Genomic DNA, 14,397 nt, shown 5'->3' with positions numbered 1-14,397 from the left:
TATATACTTTATTTGATTAATTAGGAAACAATTGTCTCTTTAAATACTTTCTAGTGAAGAATCTTTTGACTCTTTAAGTTTTACTTTTTTACTTTTTAAAAATGATAATTTAGTTTCTGCTGTTATAATTGCACCAAATATCAATATACTACCAATAACTAATTTGGCTGTAATAGCTTCTTTTAGAATTATTATAGAAAATATAGTTCCAAATACAGCTTCAGTAGATAGTATTATGGCTGTTCTAGTTCCATCAACTCTCTTTTGACATATAGTTTGGAATAAAAATCCTATTGAAGTACTAAATATAGCTAAATATATAGTTCCCATATATCCAGACAATTCAGCTTCCATTTTCAACTGTCCTGCAAATGTCTGAACTACTAAAGACAGTAAAAATGCTACAGTAAATTGAATAGCTGTTAATGCCATTGGATTGTTATCTTTAGCAAATTCACTAGTAAAGAATATATGAAATGCAAATCCAAATGAACATATAAGCGTTAATAAATCTCCAAAATTAATAGATAAATCAGCCTCTAAAGAAAGTATACCTATACCTACAAGGGCTACTAAACTACTTATTAATCCTATTTTATCAAGTTTTCTTCTATAAAGTATAAATCCTATGAATGGAACTATTACAACATTTGCTGCTGTTATAAATGCATTTTTAGATGGTGTAGTGTACATAAGTCCAATGGTTTGTACTGTAAAGGCTAGAAATAAAAATATTCCTAAAAGCCCTCCTGCTTTTAATAAATTCTTTCCCATATTGGCACGAATTTGTTTAAAAAACAATAAATTCATAATTACAGCTGCCAAGAAAAATCTTATAGTTATTATTTGTAGAGGTGTAAGCCCACCATCTAGTGCAAATTGGGTTGCTACAAAGCCACTTCCCCATATAATTGCTATAAATATTAGTCCTATTTCTCCAAAGTATTTTTTCAATAAAGCCCCCTCCTTTTTATTTTTTTGCAAAATTATAAACCCCCTAAACAGCAAGAGAGTTTTTCTATAAGCATTACTATAAATTTATATAGTTATAGTAAATTTTTTCAGTATTTTAAATCTAGATTTATATCCACTATTTAACATTAATATATTAATCATTTTTTGTAAACACCTTTTTAATAAATTTTTACCTTTTTTATATTTTTTTTACTTATATTAAATTTTTTTATAGATAATTTCAGTATCTAGGATACTTTAATATTATGCAAATAATGTTGTATAAGTTACACTTTAGTTATTTTAGTTACAACTTTGTCGGTTTACTTTTTCTACTTTCTTCGATATAATTATAATATATTTTTGATACAATTCGACAAAAAGGGGGAATGTTGAAATCATGGTAAAAAAAAGAAAAAAGAAAACTATGGCACTTACTATAATTGTCGTAATAGTTATTGGTATTTTTTCTATGGCATGGGCGGATATGTCCAAGAAAAGAGAAATTAAAGAAACTCAAGAAAAGCTTAAAGCTGAAAAATTAGAAAAAGAAAGAATTGAAAAAGAAAAAAATGAACCTATCATTGGTGCAAAAAAAGAAGCTGCAAAAGAATATGGATATGACGCAAAATTAGTTTGGGATAAGCTTAACAAATACGACTATTCAAATAATGGAGAAAAAATAGTATTCCTTACATTTGATGATGGACCATCTACTACTAATACTCCACAAGTTCTAGATATCTTAAAAAGACACGATGTTAAAGGAACTTTCTTTATTAAGGGAGATTCTCTTGAAAGAAAAGGTGCCAACGAAATTTTAAAAAGAACATTTGATGAGGGAAATGCAATAGCTCATCACTCATATTCTCATGACTACAAAAAACTATATCCTGGCAGAAGCCTAAATCTTGATACATTTGTAAATGAGCTTAATAAAACAGATGAAGCCATGAAGAAAGTTCTAGGAAAGAATTTTTCATCACATGTAGTTAGATGCCCAGGTGGGTATATGTCATGGAAAAATATGGAACCTTTGGGCAACTACTTAAAAGAAAAAAATATGGCATCAATCGACTGGAATGCTCTAAATGCTGATGCAGAAGGTAAAAAGAAAAATGCTCAAGAGTTATTTGAACATGCAAAGAAATCTTCTGAAGGTAAAGAAATGGTTGTACTTTTAATGCATGATACTTATGGAAAGCAAGAAACAGTAAATGCACTAGACCAAATTATAACATATTTTAAAGATAATGGTTACCAATTTAAAACCTTAATATAACAAAAAAGCAAGTTCATTGATTGTACTTTTATATAATCAATAAACTTGCTTTTATTTTACTCTATTTTACTAACTCTATTTTTACAAATTTTTTCTTTCCTATTTGAACAACAAGTTCGCTTTCTTTAGCAACTGTACTTAAATCTTCCACTTTTTCACCATTTACTTTTACTCCACCTTGAGATGCTAGTCTTCTAACTTCACTCTTACTTTTAACAAGCTCATTAGAAACTAATACTTCAATTAAATCAAATTCTTCTTGTTTAACTTGAATTGTTTGTATATCTTCAGGTATTTGACCTTTTTGGAATACAGATTTAAATCTTTCCTCAGCTTCTTTAGCAGCTTCTTCTCCATGGTATAAAGTTACTATTTCTCTCGCTAGATTCATTTTTATATCTCTTGGATTTACTGAACCATCTTTTAACTGAGTTTCAATTTTATTAACTTCATCAGGATGAACATCAGTTACTAAATTATAGTATTTAATTATAAGTTCATCAGGAATTTCCATAGATTTTTGGTACATTATTCCAGCTTCTTCATCTATTCCAATATAGTTACCTAAACTCTTACTCATTTTTTCTTTTCCATCTAATCCTTCTATTAAAGGCATCATTATTACTATTTGAGATTCCATACCAAATTCTCTTTGTAATGATCTTCCCATTAATAAGTTAAATCTTTGGTCAGTTCCACCAAGCTCTATATCCGCTTCTAATGCTATTGAATCATATGCTTGCATCAATGGATAGAAAAATTCATGCACTGATATTGGCATTTGTCCTTCATATCTCTTCTTGAAATCTTCTCTTTCTAACATTCTCGCAACAGTAATAGTTGCAGCTAATTTTATTACATCTTCAAAGTTTAATTTAGCTAACCATTCACTATTAAATCTTACAATAGTTTTTTCTTTATCTAAAACCTTAAAAATTTGTTCTTCATAAGTTTTTGCATTTTCAAGAACTTGCTCTGTTGTTAAAGCTTTTCTAGCTTTAGATTTTCCAGTTGGGTCTCCAATTTTACCTGTAAAATCTCCAATTATAATTACTATTTGATGACCTAAGTCTTGTAGTTGTTTCATTTTTCTAAGAACTACTGTATGACCTAAATGTATGTCTGGAGCACTTGGATCTAACCCCAATTTTACTATCATAGGTTTTCCTTCTTTTTCTGATTTGATAAGCTTTTCTCTTAACTCTTTTTCGTCTATTAAATCGTCTACACCTTTCATAATTATTCGTATTTGCTCGTCTATCGATTTCATTTTCATACCTCCTAAAATATTTATATAATCTATGATTTTTATTTTTATAATAAAAAAAGCTCTCATCCTATTAAAAGGACGAAAGCATTGCTTACGTGTTACCACCTTAGTTCATCAATATCTCACGATATTAATCTCTATAGAGTATAATTTATTTACTCATATACTATAACGTGTACTATTCCGATATCTCTTAGTGGTTGTTATCTTTCAGAGACATTGCTCCAAGATGTATTCAAACTAAATCAATTTATTCCATTTCACCAAACTGGAACTCTCTGTTAAATAAAATTCAGCTCTACTTCTTCTCTTCACAGCATTTATATATTCAGATTATTTCATCAATTACAAGAAGTTTTTCTTAACTTACTCATAATATATTATTATTTTTACATTTTGTCAACCTTTTTTATTATTATATACATGTTTTTTTACATTATACTATTTTTTTATATTTTTTACCAATGCATAAAGTTTATTTTTCAATTAAAATATTTATTTGTTTGTTGACAATATTAATTTGAGTCAATCTTACATTCATTTTCTTATTTAAAAATGCATTTATAATTATTAATCCAATAACAGTTATCTTAAACATTAGAAATAAAGATATAACTACTATCAAGAAAGAAATTCTAGCATATGCTACTTTTCTAAATTTAGTTATTATAAAATTTTGCAGTGACATACAAGAATCTCTAATGACAAAATACGTACACAAATACCCAATTGATATAAAACTTGTTTTTAAATAAACTAACTCAGTTTTAATATTCAATATATTTGTAATTTCAAAGATAGTTAAATAAAAGACACACATATAAAAAACTTTCTTTGAACAACATAAAAATTGATTTAAAAGTCTAAAATTTTTAAATACTAAAAACTTTTTTAAAGAATTAGAACTTAAAATATGTAATTTATGTCCTATAACTAAACTTAAAATATATATACAAAAAACCATTCCAAAAGGAAATAGTGCTATCATTAAGTAATAAATAAAATCTGTATATCCATGAAAATAAATCAATTTGCTGTATCCCTGAAATTCGCTCATAAAACTGTATCCTATTAGTGCTGAAGCATATATATCAATAAAAACCATTATAATGACTCCAAGCATTGAACCATATACTAAATCATCCATAACTGTTGATGATTTAGTTATCAAACAACCACATATTATACCAAGTAATACACTCTGACTTGCCCAAATAGCAGTTCCCAAATTTCCAAGCACCAAGGAAATTATTAAAAGTGATGTAATTCCAGATAAAACAGTATACTTTAAATCACACTTTAAACATATTATACAAAAAAATATTGGCACTATAAAATCTAAATAAATGGCATATCCAAATCCAGTACCTACAGCTATAATTGTTATTACTATAAATAAAGACGACAATAAAGCCGCTTCAGTTAATTTTTTAGTAGTATCCAAAACAACTCCTCCACAAACTATAATTTTTCTAACTAATATTTTATTTTTAATACAGTATAACACTTTTTTAAAATATTTTTAACACATACATATTTTAATAAAAGTATTTCTGTTAAAAATTATAAAATGGTATAATATATCTTAATATTAAGTTTTTAATATACTTAGGAGGTAATTATTATGTTTAAAATAAAACACTTTAATGATTTGAGTTTAAATGAATTTTACGAAATAGCCAAATCAAGATATGAAGTATTTGCGTGTGAACAAAAAATATTTTCATTAAATGATTACGATGATATAGACAAAAACTCTTATCATATATTTTTAGAAGACAATGAATTGATTTGTGCTTATGCCAGAATAATTCCTAAAGAATATAGTTCTTATAATGATGTTTCTATTGGTAGGGTTTTAGTTCTTTCTACTCATAGAAAAAAAGGGCTATCAAAGCAAATGATGGACTGTGCTATAGACTTTGTAAAAGTTAATTTGCATGAAAATAACATAACCTTATCAGCACAAGCTTACATAAAAAATCTTTACTTATCTTGTGGTTTTAAAGAAATTTCAGAAGTATATGATGAAGCAGGTATTGAACATATTAAAATGAGATTATAGTGTTGACAAGCTAACATTGTTAATATATAATTAAATCATAAATTAAATATTGAATTGATATCTAGGTATTTGAAAATACCTTATATAAGTCAGAAGGCTTTTGCGCTTTCTGACTTTTTTATTATCAAAATTCAATAATTATATAGATTTAAAATGTTAATTTTTATTCTATATTCTACTTTCCCCAAAAGTAAGAATTATACCCAACTTTGTGATAGGCATATTGCCTATCTTTTTTTTGTGAAAAGTAACAAGGTAATAATGTAATGCATAGTTTAGAATAAGAAGATTAGCTCAGGCTAAATTTCATGCATGGAGGTGCTACTATGAAAAACCTTAATGATATTCAAGTGAAAAAAACTGTTAAAGTTGAAGATATATTATCTAGTGGTAATTTAAGAGAGAGAATGTTGGCACTTGGTCTTACTAGAGGAGCTGTTATAAATGTAGTTAGAAAAGGACCAAAAAATAATTTAACTGTCTACAACATCAGAGGTAGCAAGATAGCTCTACGACAAGAAGAAAGTAGACTAATATTAGTTTCTGACATTTAAAATTTTATATCAGGAGGATATTAATATGGGTTTAACACACAACTCAACTAAAATGAGTTCTTTAAAAGACATGTTTGATATAGATAACAAGGAAGACCAGTTTGTAATTGCACTAGCTGGTAATCCAAATACAGGCAAAAGTACTGTGTTTAATCATCTTACTGGACTTAGACAACACACTGGAAATTGGCCAGGAAAAACTGTAGCTACAGCTCGTGGTAATTTTAAATATCAAAATACAGAATATGCATTAATAGATTTACCAGGAACATATTCTCTATTTGCTTTGTCACAAGAAGAAGTGGTAGCTCGTGATTTTATATGTTTTGGTAATCCAGATGCAGTAATTGTAGTATGTGATGCTACATGTCTTGAAAGAAATTTAAATTTAGTTTTTCAAGTAATGGAACTCACAGATAAAGTCATTTTGTGTATAAATTTGATAGATGAAGCTAGAAAAAAAGGTATTAATATTAATAAAGATTTCTTAGAGGAATCTCTTGGAATTCCAGTTGTTTTAACTGCTGCAAGAAATGGTTCTGGTATGGATGAGCTATTAGAGACTTTAAACGATGTATCTTTTGATAGATATAAATTTAATAATAAGCCAGTAAAATACAGCGAAAATATAGAAAACACAGTAAAATCAATTCAATCAGAGTTAGATGATATCATGCCAAATATAAATTCTAGGTGGTTGGGTCTTAGACTTATTGATGGCGATGAAAGTATTTTTGAATCTATGAGTAATTATATAGATAAAGATTCTATAGATGCTATTAATGAAGTAAAGAAAAAAATTCCAAATGATATAAACAAACAGAAGACTAGAGATGAATTTACTAAAATCAATTATGATTATGCTAAAAAGTTAAGTGATAAGTGTTGTTCTAATAATGCTAAAAAATCAACAGATAGAGAGGAAAAAGTAGATAAAATATTAACATCTAAAATATTTGGATTGCCAATAATGCTCTTATTATTAGGTACTATACTGTGGATTACTATAGAAGGTGCTAACTATCCATCCACTTTACTATCTAATTTATTACTTGGATTTGAGCCAAGTATTTCAAATATATTAAACAGCATTAATTGTCCATCATGGTTAAATGATATGTTAGTGTTGGGATTATATAGGACTTTAGCATGGGTAATCTCTGTAATGTTACCTCCTATGGCAATCTTTTTCCCATTATTCACATTACTTGAGGATTTTGGATATTTGCCAAGAGTTGCATTTAACTTAGACCATCTATTTAAAAAAGCATGTGCTCATGGTAAACAGTGCCTGACTATGTGTATGGGATTTGGATGTAATGCTGCTGGAGTTATTGGTTGTAGAATAATTGACTCTCCAAGAGAAAGACTTATTGCTATACTTACAAATAACTTTGTACCTTGTAATGGTCGTTTTCCTACTTTAATAGCCATATCTACAATATTTTTTAGCTCTGTTATAACTAGCTCTTTTGTATCTAGTATAGCAACTGCATTTTGTATAACATTATTAATAATTTTAGGAGTTATAATAACACTGTTGGTCTCTTATACTCTTTCCAAAACATTATTAAAAGGAGTTCCTTCTACATTTACATTAGAACTTCCTCCTTATAGAGTTCCTCAAATAGGTAGAACTTTATATACTTCTATAATAGATAGAACAATATTTGTTTTAGGAAGAGCTATAATGGTAGCTATACCTGCTGGTGTCATAACTTGGATATTTGCAAATATCTATATAGGAGATTTGAGCATATTATCACATGTTGCAAACTTTTTAGACCCTTTAGCTAAACTAATTGGTCTAGATGGCTTCATATTAATGGCTTTTATTCTTGGATTTCCAGCAAATGAGATAGTTATACCTATACTTTTAATGGCTTATCTAGCAACTGGTTCTATGATAGAATTAGATAGCTTTAGCGCTCTAGGTCAAGTTCTTAGAGAACATGGCTGGACTTATTTAACAGCTTTAAATGTTATGTTATTTAGCTTACTTCATTGGCCTTGTGCAACAACACTTTTGACTATAAAAAGAGAAACTGGAAGTTTAAAATGGACTGCCTTAGGATTTTTAATGCCTACTGTACTTGCTTTTGTTGTTTGTTTTTTAACAACTTTTGTTTATAATTTATTTGTATAACTTAGTATTTAGTTAACATTAAACTTTATCCTATAAGTATTATTTAAAAATTCATATACTTTATTATTAAAATAGAGGTATATTCAAGTGATAAGTAAAATTACTTATTACTTAAATATACCTCTATTTTAATTTTTAATTCTTATATAGATATTTGAATTGAAATCTCAGTCATATAATTTTCTTCATTGCTTTCACAAAAAAAGTCAAGTATACTTTCTTCATATGAATTACCAATAATTTTATAGTTATTATCATATATATATTTTTTTAATTTTTCATAGGACTTATAAGAGTCTTCATATCTTCCAATATGCTTTATACACCCATACATTCCTTCTGGCTTTATATATAGCTTTTTATCTTTTATTTTTTTATCTATTTTTAAATAAAAACTTGATATACTTAAATAGTCTCCGTTTTTTATATTTTCATTACTTACTATTGCTCCTAATTCATACCCCTGATACAGATTTTTTGACTTACAGTAATTTGTAAAATCAATTAATTCCATCATAAAATTACCATCATTTATACTACTCAAATCACTTGATAATACTAAGTATTCTTCACATCTATTGGATATATAGATTTCTTCATTATCTATCTTAGAAATACCTTCAACTGTAGTATTTATCCTGTTTTGTATTTTAGAACTTATTTGTTTTAATTTTTTTATTTTCTCTCTTATCTTTTTTTCTTCTTCTTTAAGCATTTCTACACAAAGTTGAGGGCTTCTATTTTTTATATATTCTTTTATCTCTTCTAAACTCATTCCTATTTCTCTTAATGACTGTAATATATCTAATGTATCGTACTGATATACTGAATAATATCTATAATTGTTTCTATCTTTGTATTCGGGTGAAAAAATACCTATTTTATCATAAAAAATCAATGTCTGCTTAGAAATACCACATAGTTTTGCAAATTCACCTGTAGTAAAATACTGTTTTTCCAAGGTTTGTACGCTCCTTATCTTTTTATAATCTATATAGTTACTATATTCTTTATTATTGGCTAAATCAAGTAGTTATTATTTAATAAAATCAGTATATTTTTAATTTTAAAGGTTAAATGTCAGTTAAAAGTAAAATATATTTACTTGATAGATTATATAAGTAAATGCGAAATTGCAAATTTGACTAGTATCAGATATCTAATTTTAAAATATCTAGAATTTCTCTTGCTGTTTGTGGCTTTCCAAAAAAATATCCCTGTATGTAATCTGGTTTCATTTGCTTAACTAAATCATACTCCTCCTGTGTTTCTACTCCTTCTAAGCACACTCTTATTCCTACATCATGACAAATTGCAACAATAAAGCGTATGAAGGTAGCATCAAACTTACTTTTTAATATGTCTTTGACAAATACTCTATCAATTTTAACTATATCTATTGGGGAAAATTTTCCTCAGATATAATTTTAATTACATCCTCAATAAACGTTTCCTCTAATATTTGTACAGCTGAAATATTTACACTTACTGTAAAAAGAGGATTATAATCAATCCAATCACCACAAGTACGTAATGCCATTCGAAGTACCCATGCTCCCACATCATTTATCATATCATTTTCTTCCAAAATTGGAATAAATTCTAAAGGAGAAATTGCTTCACCTTTCTGGTTAGTCCATCTTAAAAGTGCTTCTACACCTATTATTTTATGACTTTGTGTGTCTACTTGTGGCTGAAATCGAAGACTAAATCTCTGAAAATTATCATTAATTGATGCTTTCAACTCCCACATCATTTCCAATGAATACACTTTATTTTTCAAGATTTTTTCAGAGAAAAAACAAGTTTATTCTTTCCATGCTCTTTAGCATACTGTAAAGAGTAGCTAGCATATTTATAAAGTTCTTTTACTGTATCTCCATGTTTTGGATATATAGCACATCCAGTAGAAATTGTTATATTTAATCCATATTTTCTCCACAATTGAAGATGTATAATCAAATTCTGTATCTGTTCATATAGAATTCGAATGTCATTTTCTTTAACATTATCAACAAGAATTCCCATTTCATCACCATCAAGTTTATAAAGTTCGGCATTACCTGGCAAAATAGACTTTATGGATTGTGCTAAAGTTTTTATTATGTTATCTCCAAAAGATCTATCATACATCTCATTAACATTCTTAAAGTCATCAATATTTAGTAGCATTATGCATAATTTTTCAATCATGGGATTTGAAAGTTTTTCTTCAAATACACTCATAAATTCATAGTAGTTCAATAGCTGTGTTAATGGGCCAATCTTATTTTGCTTACTTAACTGTGTCATAATTCCTGCAAAAATACTTGGCTCTCCAAATTCATCACGCATTAGTTGCCCTCTACACTTTAACCAGATATATTCTCCACTACGATTTTTAGCTCTAAATTCAACTGTATGATAATCCATATAATCTTTACCTATTTCCATATTTGACTTATAAAAACGAGACCAATCTTCTGGATGTACAATTTTTTTCCAATAGACAAGTGGATTTTCCACAATTTCTCCTGGTAAATCAAATAATTCAACTTGTGATGGTGAATATCGAAACACTCCTGTTTTTAAATTACATATATATATATATTCATCTGTACCTCTAATCAGAGCATCATAAAATAAAGTGGAATCATAATCAAATTTATCTCTTGACGTATTTAAATACTTAAAGTTCTCTTTTTTTTCATTGTTATCTGATACTTTACAAAACTCATCAATCTTAACTTGTTTGTTTAAAGCTATAGAATTTGTAATATCTATAGATTGATGTATATGAACAGTTGTCCCATCATACCATGTAATTAAACTATCATAATTCTCAAAGACTCTATTTAACTTATTACATTTTTCATACCATTTTATTGATACTCCTTTTTTATTGCTCTCTAGTAATTCTGAAATCTTACAACAACTACAAGGAATATTTTTTTCAGGATATAATACTTCCCAGCAAACTTTTCCTTCTGGAACTAAATTATGATACTCTTCTTTCATATTTTTATTCATGAAAATAATTTTATTGGTATGAATATCTGTAATATATATATTAATCTTTATCTGATTTAATATAATTTCAAGGTTATGTTTGTTCATATACATGCCTCCTTCATTGTTACTATTATTTATAACAACATTTCCAAAATTATTTTTTATTACAGAGGATTACTTATCATTTTTATATATACATTAAATAGCCTAATTTACTTGGGAAATTTATCACTTCATATTTTAAATTATAGTTGATTAAAAAAAATACATCAATATCCTATTTACCAATTTAAATGATATATAAAAAATATACTTGATAATGGATTTGCACAACCTCTTACTGGACTTCTTATTCGTGAAAATATAATAAAACATCTATCCAGTTTTGCAATTATAACAACCAGTTTTACATACTCACTTGTAAAATACTTTTAGACAATATATCATACTATATAGGTTTTCAAATGAAATAATACATGCCATTTACTGAATATTTTAATTTTTCGTTTTTTAGGGGGATTGATTGTGTTTAAAGATAAAATTGATGAATGTGTCCATATAATGACTGCATATATTGCTAATTTAAAAGAATACTATTCATTTATAGAAACTCAAATTGATGATTTTATTAAAAAATATGGCGAAGATACTGTGGAGTCATGTCTCCATAGAATAATGATTTTATTATGTGAATGTGGTTTGGCATAAAATCAAGTATATTAAATAGGCAAAAAGAATTTTATATAAGATTCTTCTTGCCTACTTTTATATATTTTAGTTTTAATAGTTTTATCCAAAAGTTATACATTCAAAACTAAAATTTAATAATAAATATTAAAATTAATAACAAAAGAATTTAATTAATTTATTTCTAATATACATAAAATCAAATATTAAGAATAAAGTATTATAAACAAGATACTTTCTAAAGGGAGGAAATTATGATAGATAATCAAAAATATGTTATTTTATCACTTGAATTACATTTATTTTTTTCAAGAATTATGAAAGAGCATTCTCTTTTTTTAGAAGCAGGATTTACATCTAAAGATTACAATCTTGCTTTAGAAGCTGACCACTATAAAAACCAATTTGAGGAATTATTATCATACGCTGTTAGTGCTAGCAATGGTGTAATTAGACCTGATATATTATACTCAGAAGAAATTGTCACTAGTCACACATTGGATGCAGAAAAAAAGACAGAGGAATTTACAGGAATCGAAATAAATCAAAACATAACCACAAGAGAATTAAATTTACAGAGTGGTGTAAATCCACAAGTTAGTCAAGACTTAGTAAATTATGTAGCTCAGCTTAACTCAGATTCACTAAAATTACTTGATGGACTTATTAATCTAAAAGAAAGAGTTCTAGATGGAGTGCTATCATGCAATCTATTTACCTCAAATTACCCTCTGCTTATTGAACATATAATACATGAAGCTAACTTATATCGTTCCTATGTAATTGACCTAGAAAATAAAATGGATATTGATTCAAAGGATTTTAAAGAGATAGAATTATTTTGGGACCAAATTATGATGGAACATGCATTGTTTATGAGAGGATTACTTGACCCATCTGAAAATGAACTAATCAATACTTCAAATGAGTTTGCTATAAAATTTAAGGAATTAATAGAAGAGACAAATAAAATGAATGATACTACTATAGATAGTATGACAGATAAAACTCTAGATGAAACAGTTGAGTTTAAAGATTTTAAAGAGGCTGGAGTATCTGGAATAGAACAATGTAAAATAAAATCTATAATATTGCCACTTTTAGCAGACCATGTTTTAAGAGAAGCCAATCATTATATCAGAATATTGGAGAACTACAAAAATATGTAATTAAAAAAGTGTAAGCAAATTTATATAATATAAAATTATATATAAGTCTATATTTTAAAATAAGAATATTATTATTTATAAAGAATAATATAAAATAGAAAAATATTAATTTAATAATTATAGATTAAAATGACTATTTTTTATAAAACAAAATATTCTTTATGAAACTAATTAAAGTAAAGATGCATCTAGACTGCTTCTTTACTTTTTTATTATTCAATAGAGCTTAAGTCATTTATTTATAATAAATATTTGTGACAAAAAATCATATAATCAGCTACAACTTACAACATTATTCTATATAGGTTTTAAAATAAGAACTCTTAACAGAACTATTTTTCCACTTGATTATTTACTAAAAATTAATAACAGTCCTCTTATAATAAAAACTTATTTGTGTTATAACTATATTGTAACTATTTTCATAATTTTAGGAAAATGTTAATAATAAAATTGGTTTTATACAATCATCTATTAGGTAAATTTAATTAGCATAATAGTTACAACCTTAAAATTTAAATACAGGAGTGATTTTAGTATGATAAGACAAACACCATTAGAAAAACGTTATGATAAGTTAGGTCCAAACATAGTTAAAGCTCTTAAAAAACGCTATTTTGATGCTTATTATTGTAAAACCAAAAACGATGCTTTACAACAAATCTTAGATTTAATTCCTCAAAATCACACAGTCTCATGGGGAGGTTCTGAAACGCTTAAGGAAATGGGAGTGCAAATTGCTGTTAAAAATAAAGGATATGAAGTTATTGATAGAGATTTGGCAAAAAGCCCAGAAGAAAGAACAGAAATTATGCGTCAAGCACTTTTATGTGATACTTTTTTAATGAGTAGTAATGCTATTAGTGAGGATGGTCAGCTTTTTAATATTGATGGAAATGGAAATCGAGTAGCTGCAATGATTTTTGGACCAAAAAATGTTATAGTTGTTGCTGGCATGAATAAGATTGTAAAAAATATTGATGATGCAATACAAAGAACTAGAACAATTGCTGCACCAGCAGTTGTACAGCGTTTTCAAGATGTTAATACTCCTTGCTATATTAATGGTAGTTGTATAGATTGTACAAGTCCTGAAAGTATTTGTGCATATATGGTAACTACAAGGATTAGTCGTCCAGCAAATAAGATAAAAGTAATATTGGTTGGAGAAAATCTTGGTCTATAAAATACATCTGTAAACAAAAATAATTACATAAATAATAAAATAATGTTACATAGTCTACTTACATACGTGATAGAGAGAAAATTCTATATGGAA

Annotated in this window: 14 protein-coding genes and 1 other annotated feature; of the genes, 7 read left to right on the top strand and 7 right to left on the bottom strand. The window is 26.9% G+C overall.

All coding sequences use genetic code 11. From position 1 onward, the window contains the following. Positions 1-39 precede the first annotated feature (39 nt). Positions 40-984: a DMT family transporter gene (locus KGF46_RS02320; RefSeq protein WP_227850653.1), complete on the bottom strand. Its 945-nt coding sequence runs from the start codon at positions 982-984 to the stop codon at positions 40-42. A gap of 370 nt (positions 985-1,354) precedes the next feature. Between KGF46_RS02320 and KGF46_RS02315 the strand changes: the two genes are divergently transcribed. Then, positions 1,355-2,236: a polysaccharide deacetylase family protein gene (locus KGF46_RS02315; protein ID WP_227827378.1), complete on the top strand. Its 882-nt coding sequence runs from the start codon at positions 1,355-1,357 to the stop codon at positions 2,234-2,236. A 61-nt stretch (positions 2,237-2,297) separates the two neighbouring features. Here KGF46_RS02315 and tyrS read toward each other — a convergent pair whose 3' ends face one another. Both tyrS and KGF46_RS02305 read right to left on the bottom strand, forming a co-directional pair. Continuing rightward, complete coding sequence (tyrS, locus tag KGF46_RS02310; RefSeq protein WP_227827377.1) at positions 2,298-3,506, bottom strand: tyrosine--tRNA ligase; 1,209 nt, start codon at positions 3,504-3,506, stop codon at positions 2,298-2,300. A 71-nt stretch (positions 3,507-3,577) separates the two neighbouring features. Next, positions 3,578-3,830, bottom strand: a binding site (T-box leader). Positions 3,831-3,981: 151 nt separating this feature from the next. Then, a complete protein-coding gene (locus tag KGF46_RS02305; RefSeq protein ID WP_227827376.1) occupies positions 3,982-4,950 on the bottom strand; it encodes a DUF2232 domain-containing protein in 969 nt (322 codons plus the stop codon). Positions 4,951-5,130: 180 nt separating this feature from the next. On the opposite strand from KGF46_RS02305, the gene KGF46_RS02300 reads away from it, so the two are divergent. The 3 genes from KGF46_RS02300 to feoB all read left to right on the top strand — a co-directional run bounded on the left by KGF46_RS02300 (position 5,131) and on the right by feoB (position 8,271). Continuing rightward, a complete protein-coding gene (locus KGF46_RS02300) occupies positions 5,131-5,571 on the top strand; it encodes a GNAT family N-acetyltransferase (protein ID WP_227827375.1) in 441 nt (146 codons plus the stop codon). A gap of 326 nt (positions 5,572-5,897) precedes the next feature. Beyond that, positions 5,898-6,125: a FeoA family protein gene (locus tag KGF46_RS02295; RefSeq protein WP_227827374.1), complete on the top strand. Its 228-nt coding sequence runs from the start codon at positions 5,898-5,900 to the stop codon at positions 6,123-6,125. 25 nt (positions 6,126-6,150) lie between these two features. Continuing rightward, on the top strand, positions 6,151-8,271 hold the full coding sequence (gene feoB, locus KGF46_RS02290; RefSeq protein WP_227827373.1) for a ferrous iron transport protein B: 2,121 nt from the start codon (positions 6,151-6,153) through the stop codon (positions 8,269-8,271). 142 nt (positions 8,272-8,413) lie between these two features. Here feoB and KGF46_RS02285 read toward each other — a convergent pair whose 3' ends face one another. The 4 genes from KGF46_RS02285 to KGF46_RS02280 all read right to left on the bottom strand — a co-directional run bounded on the left by KGF46_RS02285 (position 8,414) and on the right by KGF46_RS02280 (position 11,367). Then, complete coding sequence (locus tag KGF46_RS02285) at positions 8,414-9,232, bottom strand: MerR family transcriptional regulator (RefSeq protein WP_227827372.1); 819 nt, start codon at positions 9,230-9,232, stop codon at positions 8,414-8,416. A 190-nt stretch (positions 9,233-9,422) separates the two neighbouring features. Further along, entirely contained in the window at positions 9,423-9,632 is a 210-nt protein-coding gene (locus tag KGF46_RS20210) for an EAL domain-containing protein (protein WP_304521576.1), read from the bottom strand. 35 nt (positions 9,633-9,667) lie between these two features. Beyond that, on the bottom strand, positions 9,668-10,027 hold the full coding sequence (locus tag KGF46_RS20205; protein WP_285894655.1) for an EAL domain-containing protein: 360 nt from the start codon (positions 10,025-10,027) through the stop codon (positions 9,668-9,670). 23 nt (positions 10,028-10,050) lie between these two features. Further along, positions 10,051-11,367 (bottom strand): sensor domain-containing diguanylate cyclase, encoded by a 1,317-nt coding sequence (locus tag KGF46_RS02280; RefSeq protein ID WP_285894653.1) that lies wholly within the window; start codon positions 11,365-11,367, stop codon positions 10,051-10,053. A gap of 420 nt (positions 11,368-11,787) precedes the next feature. Here KGF46_RS02280 and KGF46_RS02275 point away from each other — a divergent pair, with 420 nt between their 5' ends. The 3 genes from KGF46_RS02275 (at position 11,788) to KGF46_RS02265 (ending at position 14,304) form a co-directional block, all read left to right on the top strand. Next, positions 11,788-11,970: a hypothetical protein gene (locus tag KGF46_RS02275; protein ID WP_227432883.1), complete on the top strand. Its 183-nt coding sequence runs from the start codon at positions 11,788-11,790 to the stop codon at positions 11,968-11,970. 233 nt (positions 11,971-12,203) lie between these two features. Then, positions 12,204-13,118, top strand: a complete 915-nt coding sequence (locus tag KGF46_RS02270; RefSeq protein ID WP_227827371.1) for a DUF2935 domain-containing protein — start codon at positions 12,204-12,206, stop codon at positions 13,116-13,118. Positions 13,119-13,656: 538 nt separating this feature from the next. Next, the gene (locus tag KGF46_RS02265) at positions 13,657-14,304 is read left to right on the top strand and encodes a lactate utilization protein (protein WP_227841899.1); all 648 of its coding nucleotides are present in this window, start codon (positions 13,657-13,659) and stop codon (positions 14,302-14,304) included. The last annotated feature ends 93 nt before the right edge of the window (positions 14,305-14,397 follow it).

Origin of the sequence: Clostridioides sp. ZZV14-6153 (assembly GCF_020657855.1) — a bacterium.
Classification (GTDB): Bacteria; Bacillota; Clostridia; order Peptostreptococcales; family Peptostreptococcaceae; genus Clostridioides.
Note: the sequence above shows the minus strand (reverse complement) of the source record. Positions and strands in the feature narration are given on the sequence as shown.

Bases quoted from the DNA above. Each gene is read 5' to 3' on its own strand.
- KGF46_RS02315 (WP_227827378.1), top strand. From the start codon at position 1,355: ATGGTAAAAAAAAGAAAAAAGAAAACTATGGCACTTACTATAATTGTC.
- tyrS (WP_227827377.1), bottom strand. From the start codon at position 3,506: ATGAAATCGATAGACGAGCAAATACGAATAATTATGAAAGGTGTAGAC.
- KGF46_RS02300 (WP_227827375.1), top strand. From the start codon at position 5,131: ATGTTTAAAATAAAACACTTTAATGATTTGAGTTTAAATGAATTTTAC.
- KGF46_RS02295 (WP_227827374.1), top strand. From the start codon at position 5,898: ATGAAAAACCTTAATGATATTCAAGTGAAAAAAACTGTTAAAGTTGAA.
- feoB (WP_227827373.1), top strand. From the start codon at position 6,151: ATGGGTTTAACACACAACTCAACTAAAATGAGTTCTTTAAAAGACATG.
- KGF46_RS20205 (WP_285894655.1), bottom strand. From the start codon at position 10,027: ATGATGTGGGAGTTGAAAGCATCAATTAATGATAATTTTCAGAGATTT.
- KGF46_RS02280 (WP_285894653.1), bottom strand. From the start codon at position 11,367: ATGAACAAACATAACCTTGAAATTATATTAAATCAGATAAAGATTAAT.
- KGF46_RS02270 (WP_227827371.1), top strand. From the start codon at position 12,204: ATGATAGATAATCAAAAATATGTTATTTTATCACTTGAATTACATTTA.
- KGF46_RS02265 (WP_227841899.1), top strand. From the start codon at position 13,657: ATGATAAGACAAACACCATTAGAAAAACGTTATGATAAGTTAGGTCCA.